Source organism: Streptomyces sp. NPDC029122, assembly GCF_055569445.1.
In genome coordinates this window covers 17,728-34,472 of the sequence record NZ_JBVHWK010000025.1, presented here as the reverse complement: position 1 = coordinate 34,472, position 16,745 = coordinate 17,728, and the positions used below count along the sequence as shown (strand labels likewise).

Genomic DNA, 16,745 nt, shown 5'->3' with positions numbered 1-16,745 from the left:
CGTACCGGAGGTGCGCGGCTCGTGCCGCCGGGTCCTCCGGCGGCCGGCACCGTCGAGGTAAACGGAGCCGGAGCCCGGTGCCTGCGCGTGCCTGTCTCCCGCCCCCCGTACGAGAGGCACCCTCCCCGCCATGAACGTCCGCCGCAGCGCCGCCGCGCTCGCCGCATCCGCCGTGCTCTGCGTGGGCGCCGCTCCCGCCGCTCTCGCCGACACGCCGCCGCCCTCCCCCGCCGCTTCCCCGGTCCTGCCGGCCGGCCTGTTCGGCAAGGCGGACCCGACGTACGACGGGGTGTGGCGGCAGTCCCTGGCCCTGCTCGCCCAGCGGACGGCCGGTGTGAAGCCCGCCGCGCAGGCGGTGGCGTTCCTGGTTTCCCAGCAGTGCCCGAGCGGCGGTTTCGCCTCTTTCCGCGCGGCCGTGCCGTGCGACGACAAGACGATGTACGACACCAACGCGACCGCCGTCGCCGTGCAGGCCCTGAAGGCCCTCGGCGGCAAGGACGCGGAGGTCAAGAAGGCCACGGACTGGCTGAAGTCGGTACAGAACGAGGACGGCGGCTGGGCCTACGTCCCCGGCTCCCCCAGCGAGGGCAGCTCCACCTCCCTCGTGATCAGCGCGCTGGCCGTGGCGGGCGAGAAGCCGGCCGAGGTGAAGTCGAAGGCGGGCAAGTCGGCGTACGACGGGCTGCTCTCCTTCCAGCTGGGCTGTTCCGCCGAGCCGGCCTCCGACCGGGGTGCCTTCGGGTACCAGCCGGCCGACGGCAAGCTCGCCGCGAACGCCGACGCCACCGCCGCGGCCGCGCTGGCGGGCCTCGGCAAGGGCATGGTCGTCGACCCGGCCGCCGCGGACACCCCGGCCGCCGCGCTGGCCTGTCCGGCCGGCTCCGCCGACCCGGCGGGCGCGGCCCGGGGTGCGGCCGGCTACCTGGCCGAGGCCCTGAAGAAGGACGGCCACCTGACGGCCGTCACCCCGGGTGCCGACCAGCCGACCGCCGACACCGGCAACACCGCCGACGCGGTGATCGCCCTGGCCGCGGCCGGGCACCGGCAGGCGGCGGCGGGCGCCCTGGAGTGGCTCCAGAAGAACTCCACCGCCTGGGCCAACCGCAACCCGGCGGCGCTGGCCACCCTGGTCCTGACCGCCCACGCGACGGGCACCGACCCGAAGGCCTTCGGCGGCGTCGACCTGGTGGCGGCGCTGAACGCCACCGGTCCGGCCCCGGAGGCCGTCCCCGGCACCGAACCGCAGACGGTGGAGGGCGAGGAGGAGCCCGGCTCCGGCAACGGGAACGTCTGGTGGATCGTCGGCGCGGGCGCCGCGGCCGGCATGGGCATCGGCATCCTGCTGAGCGGCCGCCGCAAGAAGAACCAGCCGTGATCCGCGGCCGTACGCGTACCCGGGCCGGTGCGGTCGCGGGAGCCCTCGGCCTCCTCGGGGTACTGGGTCTGGCGCTGACCCTGTTCGCGGCCGCCCCCGCCCTGGCGGCGAGCTACCGCTACTGGTCGTTCTGGGACGGCGCGGACGGCAGCTGGACGTACGCCACCCAGGGGCCCTCCACGGCCCGTCCCGCGGACGGCGCCACGCTCGGCTTCCGCTTCTCCGTCAGCAAGGACGCCGGCGCCGAGGCGGCCCGGCCGCGCGCCGGCGCCGACTTCCAGGCCGTCTGCGGCGGTACCGCCCCGGTGGACGGCAGGAAGCGGGTGGCGCTGGTCATCGACTTCGGCGTGCCCGGGGACGCCCCGGACGGCGAGAACGTGCCGCAGGACACCCCGCGCACCGCCTGCGCCCAGCTGGCGCCCGCGGCCACGGCGGCCGAGGCCCTGGCGGAGGTGGCGAAGCCGCTGCGCTACAACGGCGCGGCCCTGCTCTGCGGGATCTCCGGCTACCCGAGGACGGGCTGCGGCGAGCCGATCCCCGACGCGGAGCCGAAGCCTTCGGCCTCCGCCCCGGCACCGGCGGCCTCCTCGGACGGCGGCTCCTCCGCCCCCTCGGCGGGCCTGTTCCTGGGCATCGCGGCGCTGCTCGCCCTGGGCTCCGCCACCGTCTGGCAGTCCCGCCGCCGCAGGCGATGACGGCGCGCCCCACCCACGGCGGGGCACGTGCCGGCGCACCCCCGGCCCGGCGGGGCGCGGCCGGGCGGGCCGGCCCCGCGCACGGGCCCGCGTACGGAAGGGAACGGCGCTGGCGGGCCCCCGAGGCACGGCGCGGGAACGCCCTGCACGCGGGGGCCTGGTGGCTGTGGGCCCTCGGGCTCGCGACCGCCGCCTCCCGGACCACCAATCCGCTGCTGCTCGGGCTGATCGTCGGCGTCGCCGGGTACGTGGTCGCGGCGCGCCGGACGCAGGCGCCGTGGGCGCGGTCCTACGGGGCCTTCCTCAGGCTCGGCCTCTTCGTCATCGGGCTCCGGCTGGTCTTCTCCGTGCTGCTGGGCTCCCCGATTCCGGGCTCGCACACCCTCTTCACCCTGCCCGGGATCGCGCTGCCCGACTGGGCGCAGGGCATCCGGTTCGGTGGCCGGGTCACCGCCGAGCAGCTGGCCTTCGCCTTCTACGACGGCGCGAAGCTGGCCACCCTGCTGATCTGTGTCGGTGCCGCGAACGCGCTCGCCAACCCGGCCCCGCTGCTGAAGTCGCTGCCGGCCGCGCTGTACGAGGCGGGGGTGGCGGTGGTCGTCGCCATGACCTTCGCGCCGAACATGGTCGCCGACGTGGCCCGGCTGCGGACCGCCCGCCGGCTGCGCGGGCGCCCCACCGGTGGGGTGAAGGCGGTCCTGCAGATCGGGCTGCCGGTGCTGGAGGGGGCGCTGGAGCGTTCGGTGGCGGTCGCCGCGTCGATGGACGCGCGCGGGTACGGGCGTACCGCGCGGGTGGCGCCGGCCGTGCGGTACACCACCAACGCCCTCACCCTCGGCGGGCTGCTCGGCATGTGCGCCGGTACGTACGGGCTGCTCGCGGCGGAGGGCGCCGCGTTCGGGCTGCCCGTGCTCGGCATCGGCCTCGTGCTGGCCCTCGCGGGGCTGCGGCTCGGCGGGCGGCGCAGCGTCCGCACCCGTTACCGGCCCGACCGGTGGGGGGTGCGGGCCTGGCTGGTCGCCGGCTCCGGGACGGCCGTCGCGGCGCTGCTGATCCACGCGGGCTCGCTGGACCCGGAGGGGCTGCGGCCGGGCGTGGTCCCGCTGGTCGCGCCCGCCCTGCCGCTGTGGCCGGCGGCGGCGGTCCTGATCGGTCTGCTCCCGGCCTTCGTGGCCCCCGTACCTTCCGAGGAGTCTTCCCGTTGATCCGCTTCGAGCAGGTGTCGGTGACGTACGACGGCGCCGAGCACCCCTCCCTCCGGGACGCGGACTTCACCCTCCCGGAGGGTGAGCTGACGCTGCTGGTCGGCCCGTCGGGGGTCGGCAAGTCCACCCTGCTGGGGGCGGTGTCGGGGCTGGTCCCGCACTTCACCGGCGGGACGCTGCGGGGGCGGGTGACGGTGGCGGGCCGGGACACCCGTACGCACATGCCGCGTGAGCTGGCGGACGTGGTGGGCACCGTGGGGCAGGATCCGCCGGCCCACTTCGTGACGGACGTGGTGGAGGACGAGCTGGCGTACGGCATGGAGTCCCTGGGCCTGCGGCCGTCGGTGATGCGCCGCCGGGTGGAGGAGACGCTCGACCTGCTCGGCCTGAACGAGCTGCGCGACCGTCCGATCGCCTCCCTGTCGGGCGGTCAGCAGCAGCGGGTGGCGATCGGCTCCGTCCTGACGACGCACCCGCGCGTGCTGGTGCTGGACGAGCCCACGTCGGCGCTCGACCCGGCGGCGGCCGAGGAGGTCCTCGCGGTGCTCCAGCGGCTGGTGCACGACCTGGGCACGACGGTGCTGATGGCGGAGCACCGCCTGGAGCGGGTGGTCCAGTACGCCGACCGCGTCCTCCTCCTCCCGTCCCCCGGCGCGGCCCCGGTCCTGGGCTCCCCGGCGGAGATCATGGCCGTCTCTCCGGTCCACCCGCCGGTGGTCTCCCTGGGCCGCCTGGCGGGCTGGAGCCCGCTGCCCCTCTCCGTCCGCGACGCCCGGCGGCGTGCGGCTCCGCTCAGGGCCCGCCTGTCGTCCGTGACCGCACCCGCGGCGGGGGAGCTGCCGCGGCAGTCCGCGTCCCCGGGCCCGGGGCCGTCCTCATCCCCGGCCCTGCCCCCGGCCGGCCCGGTCGCCGTCGCCGCGGCCCCGGGCCGGGGGCCCGCCGCACCCGCCGGTGCCGCCGGTGCGAGCAGCACGGCCGGACCGTGCGACGCGGCCGCCCCCGGCCTCCTCGGCCGGCTGGCCCGGTTCGCGCGCCGCGCGCCGTCCGCCGACGCCCCGGCCGGCCCGCCCGGCGACACCACCGCCGCCGCCACCGCCACGGGTCTCGGCGTCCGCCGCGGCCGCGCCGAGGTGCTCCACGACGTCACCCTCCGGGTGGCCCCCGGTGAGACCGTCGCCCTGATGGGCCGCAACGGCGCCGGCAAGTCCACCCTCCTCGCCGCCCTCACCGGCACCCTCGCCCCGTCCGCCGGCCAGGTCACCGTCGGCGGCCGCACCCCGCACCGCACCCCGCCTCCGGAGATGGTCCGGCGCGTCGGCCTGGTCCCGCAGGAGCCCCGCGACCTCCTCTACGCCGACACCGTCGCCGCCGAGTGCGCCGCGGCCGACGCCGACGCCGGGGCCGCGCCCGGGAGCTGCCGCGCCCTGGTCACCGCCCTGCTGCCCGGCGTACCGGACGACACCCACCCCCGGGACCTGTCCGAGGGCCAGCGGCTGACGCTGGCCCTGGCGCTGGTGCTGACCGGCCGGCCGGCCCTGCTGCTGCTGGACGAACCGACCCGAGGGCTGGACTACGCCGCCAAGGCCCGTCTGGTGGAGACGCTGCGCGGCCTCGCCGCCGACGGCCACGCCATCGTCCTCGCGACGCACGACGTGGAGCTGGCGGCCGAACTGGCCCACCGGGTGGTGATCCTGGCGGGCGGAGAGGTCGTCGCCGACGGCCCGACGGCCGAGGTCGTGGTGTCCTCCCCGGCCTTCGCCCCGCAGGTCGCCAAGATCCTGGCCCCGGGCCATTGGCTCACCGTGTCCCAGGTCGCCGCCGCCCTCGGGGAGTCCCGATGAGCCCCGCCCGTCCGGTCCGCGTCGGCCCCCGTGCCGCCGCGGCCCTGCTCCTGGTCACCCTCATCGGCATCGCCGCCTTCGGCTGGCCCCTGCTCGCCGACCGCCAGTCCGGTCTCGCGCACTCCCAGGACGCCCCGTGGCTCTTCGCCGCGCTGCTCCCCCTCCTGGTGGCCGTCGTCATCGCGACCCTCGCCGACGGCGGCATGGACTCCAAGGCCGTCGCGATGCTCGGGGTGCTCGCCGCCGTGGGGGCGGCGCTGCGGCCGCTGGGCGCGGGCACGGCCGGGCTGGAGCCCATGTTCTTCCTGATGGTGCTCAGCGGCCGGGTCCTCGGGCCGGGCTTCGGCTTCGTCCTCGGCTCCGTCACGATGTTCGCGTCCGCCCTGCTCACGGGCGGGGTGGGGCCGTGGATGCCGTTCCAGATGCTGGCGCTGGGCTGGTTCTCGCTGGGCGCCGGGCTGCTGCCCGGGCCGGGGAGGATCCGGGGGCGGGCCGAGCTCGCGATGCTCGCCGCGTACGGGTTCCTGGGCTCCTTCGCGTACGGCACGGTCATGAACCTCCAGGGGTGGGTGATCCTGCAGGGCATGGGCCAGGGCATCTCCTTCCACCCTGGCGATCCGGTGCCGCAGAACCTGGCGCGCTTCGTCGCGTACTGCCTGGCGACCTCGGTGGGCTGGGACCTGGGGCGGGCCGCGCTGACGGTCGTACTGACGCTCGCGCTCGGGGGCACGCTGCTGAAGGCGTTGCGGCGGGCGACTCGGAAAGCCGCGTTCGACGCGCCCGTTTCCTTTGATTCAGCGGCTGGAAGTGACCCAGACCACCGCCCAAAAAGGGACGAACGGGGCACTCAGCGTGACATCGGGGCCGCCGGGCGGTGAGGCGCCCCACAGGACCCACGTCACATTCGACCCGAGGTAGTAGACGCACCCGGCCGCCTGAAGACCCCCTCCACCTGCGCGTACGCCACCCCGGGCCAGGGGGTCCTCCGTCCCCGCCTGCCAAAGTCATTAGTAAGAGGGGGGCGTTGCCAGGGCGGCGGGGGGCTGGCTAACTGGTGTTGTCGCCGAGGCGGCCGGGGCGCTTCGCCCCCCGCCGGTCGGATCCCTCTCCTCCGTGTGAGTGGCTCACGCATGTTTCGGCATGCGGCGACCGCCCTTGTTCCCGTCGGAAGGTTCCTCCGTGTCCAACGCTGTCATCCGCCGCATCGCCGCTTCGAAGAAGGCCCTCGCCGGCACTGTCCTCGCTCTGGGCGTCGCGGGTTCCATGCTCGCCTCCGCTCCGGCGCAGGCCGCTCCGACGGGTGCGAAGGCGATCGCCCAGCAGATGATCAAGGACCCGGTGCAGTTCGCGGCCTTCGACAAGATCATCAGCCATGAGAGCGGCTGGAACCACACCGCGACGAACCCCTCCTCCGGCGCTTACGGCCTGGTCCAGGCGCTGCCCGCGTCGAAGATGTCCTCCGCGGGCTCGGACTGGAAGACCAACCCGGCCACCCAGATCAAGTGGGGCCTGGACTACATGAACGACCGCTACGGCAGCCCGGTCGGCGCCTGGAACTTCTGGCAGGCCAACCACTGGTACTAAGCCACCAGTACCGCGAGACGTACGAAGGCCCCGGTGGCCGGCCTCCCCAGGTCCGGCCACCGGGGCCTTCCGCCATCCCTTCCCAGGGGGTTCAGCGGGCGCCCGGAACCGTACTCACAGGCGCTGGATGATCGTGCCCGTCGCCAGCGCGCCTCCCGCGCACATGGTGATCAGCGCGAATTCCTTGTCGCGCCGCTCCAGCTCGTGCAGCGCGGTGGTGATCAGCCGGGCGCCGGTGGCGCCGACGGGGTGACCGAGGGCGATGCCGCCGCCGTTGACGTTGACCTTCTCCAGGTCCTGGCCGAAGACCTGGGCCCAGCTGAGGACGACGGAGGCGAAGGCCTCGTTGATCTCGACGAGGTCGATGTCCTTGAGGGACATCCCCGCCTTGCCCAGGACGGCCCGGGTCGCGTCGATCGGGCCGTCCAGGTGGAAGTGCGGGTCCGCGCCGACCAGTGCCTGGGCGACGATCCGGGCGCGCGGCTTGAGCTTCAGCGCGCGGGCCATCTTGCGCGACGCCCACATCACGGCGGCGGCGCCGTCGGATATCTGGGAGGAGTTCCCGGCGGTGTGCACGGCCGTCGGCATGACCGGCTTGAGCCGGGCCAGGCCCTCCATGCTGGTGTCGCGCAGACCCTCGTCCCGGTCGACCAGCCGCCACATGCCCTGACCGGCGGCCTGCTCCTCCTCCGTCGTCGGGACCTGGACGGCGAAGGTCTCCCGCTTGAAGCGCTCCTCGGCCCAGGCGGTGGCGGCCCGCTCCTGCGAGAGCACGCCGAGCCGGTCGACGTCCTCGCGGGTCAGGCCCCGGTGGCGGGCGATCCGCTCGGCGGCCTCGAACTGGTTCGGGAGGTCGACGTTCCACTCGTCCGGGAAGGGCTTGCCGGGCCCGTGCTTGGAACCGGAACCCAGCGGGACCCGGCTCATGGCCTCGACCCCGCAGGCGATGCCGATGTCGATGACCCCGCCGGAGACCATGTTGGCGACCATGTGGTTGGCCTGCTGGGAGCTGCCGCACTGGCAGTCCACGGTGGTCGCGGCGGTCTCGTACGGCAGGCCCATGGCGAGCCAGGCGTTGCGGGCGGGGTTCATGGACTGCTCGCCGGCGTGGGTGACGGTGCCGCCGACGATCTGCTCGACGCAGTCCGGCTGGATTCCGGTACGGGCCAGGAGCTCGCGGTAGGTCTCGCCGAGCAGGTAGGCGGGATGGAGGTTGGCCAGCGATCCCCCGCGTTTCCCGATGGGGGTGCGTACGGCTTCGACGATGACGGGTTCCGCGGCCATGAGCTCGTCCTCTCCTGCACTCTCTGCACAGCGCCGGCGTGGCGGGCCCGTCCCGGCGACTGCCCCGCACGAACTAGTACGCGTTCTAGTTCTCCCCCGCAGTCTTATGACCTCGACCCCGGGCACGCAAGGGTCTTGCACGCGCCTTACACGGATTCCACACGCAACAGTTGCCGCGAGAGCCCTTGTGGCTTCTAGAACTCGTTACTACCTTCGAGCCAAACTTCTGATGGGCCGTCAGACATTCGTCAGACTTTGGAGTCGCCCGATGCCCTGTCCCGCGCTGCCCGAAGGCTTCGACGCCACCGACCCCGACATCCTCCAGGACCGGGTCCCCCTCCCGGAGTTCGCGCAGCTGCGGCAGACCGCGCCCGTGTGGTGGTGCGCGCAGCGGCGGGGCGTCACGGGGTTCGACGACGAGGGCTACTGGGCCGTCACCCGGCACGCGGACGTCAAGTACGTCTCCACGCACCCCGAGCTGTTCTCCTCCACCACCAATACCGCGATCATCCGCTTCAACGAGCACATCCAGCGCGAACAGATAGATGCCCAGCGCCTGATCATGCTGAACATGGATCCGCCGGAGCACACCCGCGTACGCCAGATCGTGCAGCGGGGATTCACCCCCCGCGCCATCCGGGGCCTGGAACGGGCCCTGCGCGACCGGGCCCGGAAGATCGTGGAGGAGGCACGGGAGGCCTCGGCGGACGGCTCCTTCGACTTCGTCACGCACGTGGCGTGCGAACTCCCGCTCCAGGCCATCGCCGAACTGATCGGCGTACCGCAGGAGGACCGCTCCCGGATCTTCGACTGGTCGAACAAGATGATCGCGTACGACGACCCGGAGTACGCGATCACCGAGGAGGTCGGCTCCAACGCGGCCGTGGAGCTCATCGGCTACGCGATGAACCTGGCCGCCGCGCGCAAGGAGTGCCCGGCCAAGGACATCGTCACGCAGCTGGTGGCGGCGGAGGGCGAGGGCAACCTGCGCTCCGACGAGTTCGGCCTCTTCGTCCTGCTGCTGGCGGTCGCGGGCAACGAGACCACGCGCAACGCCATCAGCCACGGCATGCACGCCTTCCTCACCCATCCCGAACAGTGGGAGCTGTACAAGACGGCCCGGCCGTCCACCGCCGCGGAGGAGATCGTGCGCTGGGCCACCCCCGTGGTGTCCTTCCAGCGCACCGCCACCCGGGACACCGAGCTGGGCGGCCAGAAGATCAAGGCCGGTGACCGGGTGGGCCTGTTCTACTCCTCCGCCAACCACGACCCCGAGGTCTTCGAGAACCCGGACGTCTTCGACGTCACCCGCGACCCCAACCCGCATCTCGGCTTCGGCGGCGGAGGCCCGCACTTCTGCCTCGGCAAGTCCCTGGCCATCCTGGAGATCGACCTGATCTTCAACGCCCTGGCCGACGCCCTGCCCGACCTCCGGCCCGCCTCGGACGGCCCGCGGCGGCTGCGTGCGGCATGGCTCAACGGCATCAAGGAGCTGCGGGTCAGCGCGGGGTGACGGACCGCCGGCGCCCGGGCCCGTCGCCGGGCCGGCCCGTGAACCAGGACGGCAGGGGCCGTACCACCCACGCCCCGGCCCCTGCCGTCCGCCGGCCCGGCGACGGGCGTCGTCGCCGCTACGCCCGGCCCGACGCCGCGGAGGCGCGTACCGGGTCCCCGGCGGTCCGGCGCTGCACGGGAAGGGGCGCCTTCAGCCCGCGCGGCCCGGACAGCACGTGGACCAGCCCGAAGCCGGCGGCGACGACGGCCGCGCCGCCGACCGCGTCGAGCACCCAGTGGTTGGCGGTGGCGACGATCGCGCACACCGTGATCAGCGGGTGGAGGACGCCGAGCAGCTTCTGCCACCGTTGGCGCGCGAGGACCACGATCACGGCCCCGCACCACAGGGACCAGCCGAAGTGCAGCGAGGGCATCGCGGCGTACTGGTTGGAGATCGCGGTCATCGCCCCGTACGACGGGTTCGCCAGGTCCTGCACCCCGTGCACGGTGTCGACGAAGCCGAGGCCGGGCATGAGGCGCGGCGGTGCGAGCGGATACAGCCAGAAGCCCGCCAGCGCCAGGACGGTGGCCAGCCCGAGCGAGGCGCGCGCCCAGCGGTAGTCGCCGGGGCTGCGCCAGTACAGGACGGCGAGGATGCCGAGGGGGACCACGAAGTGGAAGGAGGTGTAGTAGAAGTTGAAGAAGGCCTCCGGCCAGCGCGTGTTCACCACGGCCTGGTTGACGGCGTACTCGATGTCGATGCCGAGCGCCCGCTCGATCCCGTGGATCCGGCCGGCGTTGTCCTCGGCGACGGAGCGGCTCGCGGGGGCGGCGGCGCGGATGTGCGAGTAGACCGAGTAGCCGACCCGTATCAGCAGGAGTTCCAGCAGCAGGTTGGGGCGCGAGGCGACCCGCCGCCAGAACGGCAGCAGCGGGACGCGGGACCAGCGCGCCTCGGCGGGCCGCCCGTGGACGGTGGGCACCGGCTCGCGCCAGTACGGGGAGGAGCGCGGCAGGAACGGCACGGCGCAGGCCGCCGCCAGGGCCGCGAGGAGCGGCACGTTGTCGCGTACGGGGGCGAGCGCGGCCAGGTTGGGCAGCAGTACGGCGCTCGGCAGGGTCATGGCCAGCACGACGGCGACGGGCCACACCGGGCGGTCGGCCGCCCGCCTGCCCACCTTGCCGGCCACGGCGAGGAGCACCCAGAGCAGCTGGTGGCGCCAGCCGGCCGGGGACACGACGACGGCGACGCAGCCGGTGACGGCGACGGCGAGCAGCAGCTGGCCGTCGCGGGCGTAGCGGACCGCGCGGCGCAGGCCGGTCCAGGCGACGGCGGCGGCGAGGGCGAGGCAGAGCGCGACCTCGCCGGGGCCACTGAGGCCGAGGCGCAGGAGGGCGCCGTGCAGGGACTGGTTGGCGAGGCCGTCGGGGGCGCCGCCGAGGCCGGTGCCGGCGAGGTGCTCGACCCAGTACGTCCACGAGTCGCGCGGCAGCGAGGCCCAGGACAGGGCGGTGGCCCCGGCGAAGGTCACGGCGGCGGCCCTGGCAGCCGGGCGGCGGCCGATGAGCCACAGCAGCGGGACGAAGAGCAGCAGTGCCGGCTGGAGGGCGGCGGCGAGGCCGGCGAGGAAGCCGGCGGGCCGTCCCGCGGGGACCCGGAAGACGGCGAGGAGCACCAGCAGCACGGGCAGCACGGCGGTCCGTCCGGGCAGGGCGGCCTCGCGGACGGGGAGGGAGACCAGCAACAGCGCGACCAGCACGGGCGCGGCCGGCAGCGCGGCGCGCCGGGGCACGGGGGCGGGGTCGGGGCCTGGGCCGGGGTCGGAGCGGGGGAGCGCCCGCGCGGCGACGAGACCGGTCGCGGCGACGAGCAGCACGGTCACGCAGGTCCAGGCCACCTCCAGGGAGGGGGCGGCGAGGGCGGCCAGCGGCTTGAGGACGAGCCCGGCGAAGGGGGTCCCCGTGAACTGCCCGGCGTCGTAGAGCGAGCCGGGGAACTGGAAACCGCCGAGCCACTCGCCGGGTGGCACGCGCAGCACCGCGGCGGCCTGTCTGACGCCGAGGACGGCGGCGAACGCCCACAGCAGGAGCCGCACCGCCCCGGGCCGGCCGCTACCGCCTATGACCCCGGCATGCCCGCCGGCACCGCCCCGCTCCGCCGCGTCAGCCACGCCCCGCCGCCCTCCGCCCTGTCGACCGCCACTGTGACTTCGCCTGGCTGCCGCGCGTCGTGCCCCGTTTCATTACCTGGACGACGATATCCCGGGCGGGATCCCTAGGATGGCGGCCATGAGCATCGTGAAGATCAACGCGCTGACCGTCCCGGACGAGCAGCGGGAGCTGCTGGAGCAGCGGTTCGCCTCGCGGGCGGGCGCCGTGGAGGGTTCGGACGGGTTCGAATGGTTCGAGCTGCTGCGGCCGATCGAGGGCACGGACCAGTACCTCGTCTACACCCGGTGGCGGTCGGAGGAGGACTTCCAGGCGTGGATGGAGGGTCCGATGAAGGCGGCGCACCAGGGTGGCGGCGCGGGCGGGGCCGGCGGTGAGCGGCCGAAGCCGGCGGCTTCCGGGTCGCAGGTGTGGTCGTTCGAGGTGGTGCAGCAGGCGGCGCCGAAGAAGGCCTGAGGGCCCCTCGGGGGGAGGGGTCCGGAGGGGCCGGAGGGGCCGGGGCGCGCTGCGGGCCGGGGTCCGCAGCGTGTCGGGGGCGTCGGGCCGGGGTCCCTCCGGCGCCCGGGGCGCCCGGGGGCGCCCCGGGGCTCCTCCGGTCCGGCTCGGTGTGGCTGTGACCACCGGCCTCGGCCCGACGTCCGGCGCTCCGCCTCGGTCCGGCGTCCGGCGCTCCTGTTCGGTCAGCTCCAGAAGGCATCGCTCTCGTCGATGTCCTGGGTGCACTGGTCGATGTCGGTGATCTTGCCGCCGACGATGGTGAAGAAGAGCCCCTCGTGGATCTCGATGCCCCGGTCGCCGCGGTCGCCCTGGGTCAGGTGCACGGACATCGCGTGGCCCCGGCCGTCCACCATGACGTTCTCCAGGCGGACCCGTAGGGTGCCGTTGGTCTCCTCGCCGAGGCGGCGGTAGAGCTCGAGGACGGCTTCCCGGCCCTTGTGGTGCCCGGAGAGCACGTTGTTGCCGGGCACGTGGTGGATGACGTCGGCCGTCATCAGCGTGCCCAGGGTCTCCATGTCGCCCTTGCCGAAGGCCTCGTAGCCGCGGCGGATCAGGGCACAGTCCGGATGCTCCGACATGACGATTCAACCCTCCGCTTGTGCGATTTACACCTTTCCTCATCATCAGCCCGTGCCTGTGGATATTCCACGCGGAGGGTTCGGCGGGCGCTGCACAATGACGCCATGGACAGGAATTCGATCACCGGAACAGACACCACGACCACCCTGAACAGCAGGTGGGAGGTGGTGGCGGAGCCCTTCGCCACCCCGGACGCCACGGCGCTGCGCCGCGCCTATTACGCGGAGGTCGCCGGGCGGTACTGGGAGCGGTCCGTCACCGAGGCCGAGATCGACCAGGGGATGCTGGACGACCCGGCGGACGGGCTCGTGCCGCCGACGGGCCAGTTCGTGGTCGGCCGTCTCGACGGGCGGCCACTGGCGTGCGGCGGCATACGCCTGCTCGACCCCGGCACCGCCGAGCTCACCAGGGTGTACGTGGACCAGTGCGCCCGCGGCACCGGCGGCGGGGCGGCCCTGCTCACCGCCCTGGAGGAGGCCGCCCGCGAACTGGGCGCCGCGCGCGTGCGCCTGGACACCCGCTCGGACCTGCTGGAGGCCCGTGCCCTGTACGCGCGCCACGGATACCGGGAGATACCCGCGTACAACTCCGGGCCGTACGCCGAGCACTGGTTCGAGAAGAGCCTGGGCGGCGGCGGGACCGCCGCCGCCTCCTCCTAGGCGGCGGCGTGGTCCCGGCGCGGCAGCGCGTCGTAGGGCTCCTCGGAGTCGGATCCGCAGAGCTCCCGGTTGAGCTCCTCGACCAGCTTGACGAGGTCGGTGGGCCGGTCGGGCCCCCACCAGTCGCCGAGCAGCTCGGCGAGTGATTCCTGCCGCGCCTGCGCCAGCCGGGCCGCCACCTCCCCGCCCCGGTCGGTGAAGACGAGCTGGAGCCCTTCCCTGGTGGCGAGACCGCGTTCCTCGATCTGGCGGGCGGCCTCCGTGATGGTCTTGAGCGGGACGGCGGTGCGTTCCGCGAGCACGGCCGGCTCGACGGAGCCGTACTTGTTGATCCGCAGCAGCAGCCAGCTCGCGGCGGGCAGCAGGTCGTAGCCCGCCTTCGCGGTGATCTTCTCGTAGACGTGGCGGCGGCCCTCGCGGGTGCCGAGCACGGACAGCGCGCGGGCGACCTCCTCGTGCGAGGAGCGGTGCACCGGGTTGGACGCCAGGGTCTCCGTCACATCGGGTGCGGTGACGGACGCGCGGAGCTTGTCCTCCTTCAGGAACCAGGAGATGAGGAAGGCGAGCAGCACCACGGGCACCGCGTAGAGGAAGACGTCGGTGATGGCGGAGGAGTAGGCGTCCAGCACCCGTGGGCGCAGCTCGGGCGGGAGGGCGCCGATGGCCCGGGGGTCGGCCTCCAGCCGTGCCGGGGTCGCGGTGGGCGGCAGCGGGACCCCCGCGAGGGTGTCGGACAGCTTGTCGTCGAGCCGGTTGGTGAAGACCGTGCCGAAGACGGCGACGCCGAAGGAGGCGCCGATGGAGCGGAAGAAGGTGGCGCCCGAGGTGGCGACACCGAGGTCGGCGTAGCTGACGGCGTTCTGCACGACGAGGACGAGCACCTGCATGACGAGTCCGAGGCCGACGCCGAAGACGAAGAAGTAGACGCTCGTCTCCCAGTCGGAGCTGGTGCGGTTCAGCTGGTGCAGGAGCAGGAGGCCGAGGGCGGTGATGGCGGTACCGGTGATCGGGAAGACCTTCCAGCGGCCGGTGCGGCTGACGATCTGTCCGGAGGCGGTGGAGGCGATCAGCAGGCCGAGCACCATCGGCAGCATGTGGACGCCCGACATGGTCGGGGACACGCCCCGCACCACCTGGAGGAAGGTCGGCAGGTAGACCATCGCCCCGAACATCGCGAAGCCGATGACGAAGCTGATCACCGAGCAGAGGGTGAAGGTGCGGATCCGGAACAGGCCCAGCGGCAGGACCGGTTCCGCGGCCCGCCGCTCGACGAAGAGGAACGCGACGAGGAGGACGGCGCCGAGGACCGCGAGCCCGATGATCCGGGCCGAGCCCCAGCCCCAGGTGCCGCCGAGCGAGGCGACGAGCACGAGGCAGGTGGCGACGGAGGCGATGAGGAAGGTACCGAGGTAGTCGATGGTGTGCCGGGAGGAGCGCACCGGGATGTGCAGGGCGGCGGCGATGACGAGGAGCGCGACGAGACCGATGGGGAGGTTGATGTAGAAGACCCAGCGCCAGGAGAGGTGGTCGACGAACAGGCCGCCCAGCAGGGGTCCGAGGACGCTGGTCGCGCCGAAGACGGCACCGAAGAGGCCCTGGTACTTGCCGCGCTCGCGGGGCGGGACGATGTCACCGACGATCGCCATCGACAGCACCATCAGTCCGCCGCCGCCGAGACCCTGGAGGGCGCGGTACCCGATGAGCTGGGGCATGTCCTGGGCGAGGCCGCAGAGGGCGGATCCGATCAGGAAGATGACGATGGCGGCCTGGAAGAGCTTCTTGCGCCCGTACTGGTCGCCGAGCTTGCCCCACAGGGGTGTGGCGGCGGTGGCGGCCAGCATGTAGGCGGTGACCACCCAGGACAGGTGCTCCATGCCGCCGAGGTCGCTGACGATCGTCGGGAGCGCGGTGGAGACGATGGTCTGGTCGAGTGCGGAGATCAACAGGCCCAGCAGCAGGGCCCCGATCGAGACGAGCACCTCGCGTGAGGCGTGTTCGGCGGCGGGCTTCGGGCCCCTGGCCGACGCGGTCACATCCTGAGCCATCGACTCCTCCTCAGGCCGGATCAACATCTCCATCCTGAGCGGTGTGTCCCGTTATGGCCTCTTGGAAGGGTTGGGTGGGGCCGAAGGGGTCTGCATAATCGCTGGCAATGTCCAGGGGAGGGGTACCAGTGAGCACAGAGCGCTGTCCGGAGTGCGGCGCCGTGGGCGTCGGCTGTGAGTGCGCACGGGGCGTGGGCTTCAACCCGCTGCGCATTCGCCCGTACGTGGCCATGCCGGAAGCCGACCAGGCCCCACCGTCCCCCCAGCCGGTCTTCGGCGCCATGGCCCACCCGGACGCGGCCCGGGGCGCGGACGGCGGCGCGGACGGCGGCACGGACCCCGGCACGCGCTGTCCCGTCGTCCCCCCGGCGCCCCAGGAACCCCCGGCGCCCGCTCCCACACCTCCGCCCGGTGTTCCGCATCCGGCCGAGGCGACTCCGTGGCCCGCTTACGCCGCGGCCGGGGAGAGTCCGCGGGGCCCGATGGTCCAGGGGCCGGACAGCGCACCGCACGGGCACGACGCCGGGGGTGACGAGGCCCCGACGGCCATGCTGCCGCCCGTCCCCGCCGGGCCCGGTCCCGCGGAGGGGCCGGGCACCCCGGCGTACGGAACACCCGTGGCCGGACCCGTACCGCCGGCGGAGCAGACGGTGCAGCTCCGGGCCGTTCCCCTGCGGGGCCGCGACGGACACCCCGCCGGGCGGGCACGCTCCCGGCGGCTGCCGCTGCTGGCCGCTGCGGGTGCGGCGGTGGCCGTCGGCGCGGTGGCGCTGGCCCTGGTGCTGTTCACGGGGTCCGGGGGGCACGACGCGGCACTGGTGGACCCGAAGCCGTCGTCGCCCGTCACCGAGTCCGCCCCGGCCGTGCCGTCCGAGGTGCCCTCCGGCCCGACGGCGAGCCGCTCCGCCTCGGCCCCGTCCTCCCCGTCGGCGAGCGCCTCCCGCTCGGCGTCCGCGTCCGCCTCCCCGAGTGCCTCGCGTTCGGCGTCGCCCTCCCCCACCGCGACCCGCGCCCCGAGCCCCACCGCCCCGCCGAAGTCGGCGAAGCCCGCCACACTGCGTCCCGGCGACTCGGGCCCCGAGGTGGAGAAACTCCAGCGGCTGCTGTGGGAGCAGGCGCTGTACCGGGGCAGGTTCGACGGCCGGTACGGCCGCGGCGTGGAGCGGGCGGTGGCGGACTTCCAGCTGGAGAACGGGATCTACGAGGACGAGTTCGGCGTCTACGGCCCGGCGACCCGCAGCGCCTTGGAGGGATAAGTCACTCGGCCGTCGGTGGCGCGCACCCCGCCAGGTTTTGTATCGTGAAGAAACAAAGTGG

14 protein-coding genes are annotated in these 16,745 nt (G+C 74.0%); 10 read left to right on the top strand and 4 right to left on the bottom strand.

The window, feature by feature from the left end:
• Positions 1 to 130: 130 nt before the first annotated feature.
• The 6 genes from ACZ4WZ_RS25645 (at position 131) to ACZ4WZ_RS25620 (ending at position 6,700) form a co-directional block, all read left to right on the top strand.
• Complete coding sequence (locus ACZ4WZ_RS25645; protein WP_467893797.1) at positions 131 to 1,375, top strand: prenyltransferase/squalene oxidase repeat-containing protein; 1,245 nt, start codon at positions 131 to 133, stop codon at positions 1,373 to 1,375.
• Positions 1,372 to 2,070 (top strand): SCO2322 family protein, encoded by a 699-nt coding sequence (locus ACZ4WZ_RS25640; protein ID WP_467893796.1) that lies wholly within the window; start codon positions 1,372 to 1,374, stop codon positions 2,068 to 2,070. Before ACZ4WZ_RS25645 ends, ACZ4WZ_RS25640 begins: the two co-directional genes overlap by 4 nt.
• On the top strand, positions 2,067 to 3,275 hold the full coding sequence (locus ACZ4WZ_RS25635) for an energy-coupling factor transporter transmembrane protein EcfT (RefSeq protein WP_467893794.1): 1,209 nt from the start codon (positions 2,067 to 2,069) through the stop codon (positions 3,273 to 3,275). Before ACZ4WZ_RS25640 ends, ACZ4WZ_RS25635 begins: the two co-directional genes overlap by 4 nt.
• The gene (locus ACZ4WZ_RS25630) at positions 3,272 to 5,116 is read left to right on the top strand and encodes an ABC transporter ATP-binding protein (protein WP_467893793.1); all 1,845 of its coding nucleotides are present in this window, start codon (positions 3,272 to 3,274) and stop codon (positions 5,114 to 5,116) included. Before ACZ4WZ_RS25635 ends, ACZ4WZ_RS25630 begins: the two co-directional genes overlap by 4 nt.
• Positions 5,113 to 5,994 carry an ECF transporter S component gene (locus tag ACZ4WZ_RS25625; RefSeq protein ID WP_467893792.1) on the top strand — a complete coding sequence of 294 codons (882 nt, stop codon included), beginning with the start codon at positions 5,113 to 5,115 and terminating at the stop codon, positions 5,992 to 5,994. Before ACZ4WZ_RS25630 ends, ACZ4WZ_RS25625 begins: the two co-directional genes overlap by 4 nt.
• A gap of 301 nt (positions 5,995 to 6,295) precedes the next feature.
• Positions 6,296 to 6,700 carry an aggregation-promoting factor C-terminal-like domain-containing protein gene (locus ACZ4WZ_RS25620; RefSeq protein ID WP_467893790.1) on the top strand — a complete coding sequence of 135 codons (405 nt, stop codon included), beginning with the start codon at positions 6,296 to 6,298 and terminating at the stop codon, positions 6,698 to 6,700.
• 114 nt (positions 6,701 to 6,814) lie between these two features.
• Here the strand turns inward: ACZ4WZ_RS25620 and ACZ4WZ_RS25615 are convergent, their stop codons facing one another.
• Positions 6,815 to 7,984: a steroid 3-ketoacyl-CoA thiolase gene (locus tag ACZ4WZ_RS25615; protein WP_388936078.1), complete on the bottom strand. Its 1,170-nt coding sequence runs from the start codon at positions 7,982 to 7,984 to the stop codon at positions 6,815 to 6,817.
• 268 nt (positions 7,985 to 8,252) lie between these two features.
• On the opposite strand from ACZ4WZ_RS25615, the gene ACZ4WZ_RS25610 reads away from it, so the two are divergent.
• The gene (locus ACZ4WZ_RS25610) at positions 8,253 to 9,497 is read left to right on the top strand and encodes a cytochrome P450 (RefSeq protein ID WP_467893787.1); all 1,245 of its coding nucleotides are present in this window, start codon (positions 8,253 to 8,255) and stop codon (positions 9,495 to 9,497) included.
• A gap of 118 nt (positions 9,498 to 9,615) precedes the next feature.
• Here ACZ4WZ_RS25610 and ACZ4WZ_RS25605 read toward each other — a convergent pair whose 3' ends face one another.
• On the bottom strand, positions 9,616 to 11,649 hold the full coding sequence (locus ACZ4WZ_RS25605) for a phosphatase PAP2 family protein (RefSeq protein WP_467893785.1): 2,034 nt from the start codon (positions 11,647 to 11,649) through the stop codon (positions 9,616 to 9,618).
• Between the two features lie 118 nt (positions 11,650 to 11,767).
• Here ACZ4WZ_RS25605 and ACZ4WZ_RS25600 point away from each other — a divergent pair, with 118 nt between their 5' ends.
• On the top strand, positions 11,768 to 12,103 hold the full coding sequence (locus ACZ4WZ_RS25600; RefSeq protein ID WP_388936087.1) for an antibiotic biosynthesis monooxygenase family protein: 336 nt from the start codon (positions 11,768 to 11,770) through the stop codon (positions 12,101 to 12,103).
• Between the two features lie 224 nt (positions 12,104 to 12,327).
• Here the strand turns inward: ACZ4WZ_RS25600 and ACZ4WZ_RS25595 are convergent, their stop codons facing one another.
• On the bottom strand, positions 12,328 to 12,723 hold the full coding sequence (locus tag ACZ4WZ_RS25595) for a nuclear transport factor 2 family protein (protein WP_467893783.1): 396 nt from the start codon (positions 12,721 to 12,723) through the stop codon (positions 12,328 to 12,330).
• Positions 12,724 to 12,828: 105 nt separating this feature from the next.
• Here ACZ4WZ_RS25595 and ACZ4WZ_RS25590 point away from each other — a divergent pair, with 105 nt between their 5' ends.
• On the top strand, positions 12,829 to 13,383 hold the full coding sequence (locus tag ACZ4WZ_RS25590; protein ID WP_467893781.1) for a GNAT family N-acetyltransferase: 555 nt from the start codon (positions 12,829 to 12,831) through the stop codon (positions 13,381 to 13,383).
• Here the strand turns inward: ACZ4WZ_RS25590 and ACZ4WZ_RS25585 are convergent.
• Positions 13,380 to 15,455 carry a DHA2 family efflux MFS transporter permease subunit gene (locus tag ACZ4WZ_RS25585; protein WP_467893922.1) on the bottom strand — a complete coding sequence of 692 codons (2,076 nt, stop codon included), beginning with the start codon at positions 15,453 to 15,455 and terminating at the stop codon, positions 13,380 to 13,382. The genes ACZ4WZ_RS25590 and ACZ4WZ_RS25585 overlap by 4 nt on opposite strands.
• Before the next feature lie 101 nt (positions 15,456 to 15,556).
• On the opposite strand from ACZ4WZ_RS25585, the gene ACZ4WZ_RS25580 reads away from it, so the two are divergent.
• Complete coding sequence (locus tag ACZ4WZ_RS25580) at positions 15,557 to 16,684, top strand: peptidoglycan-binding domain-containing protein (protein WP_467893779.1); 1,128 nt, start codon at positions 15,557 to 15,559, stop codon at positions 16,682 to 16,684.
• The last annotated feature ends 61 nt before the right edge of the window (positions 16,685 to 16,745 follow it).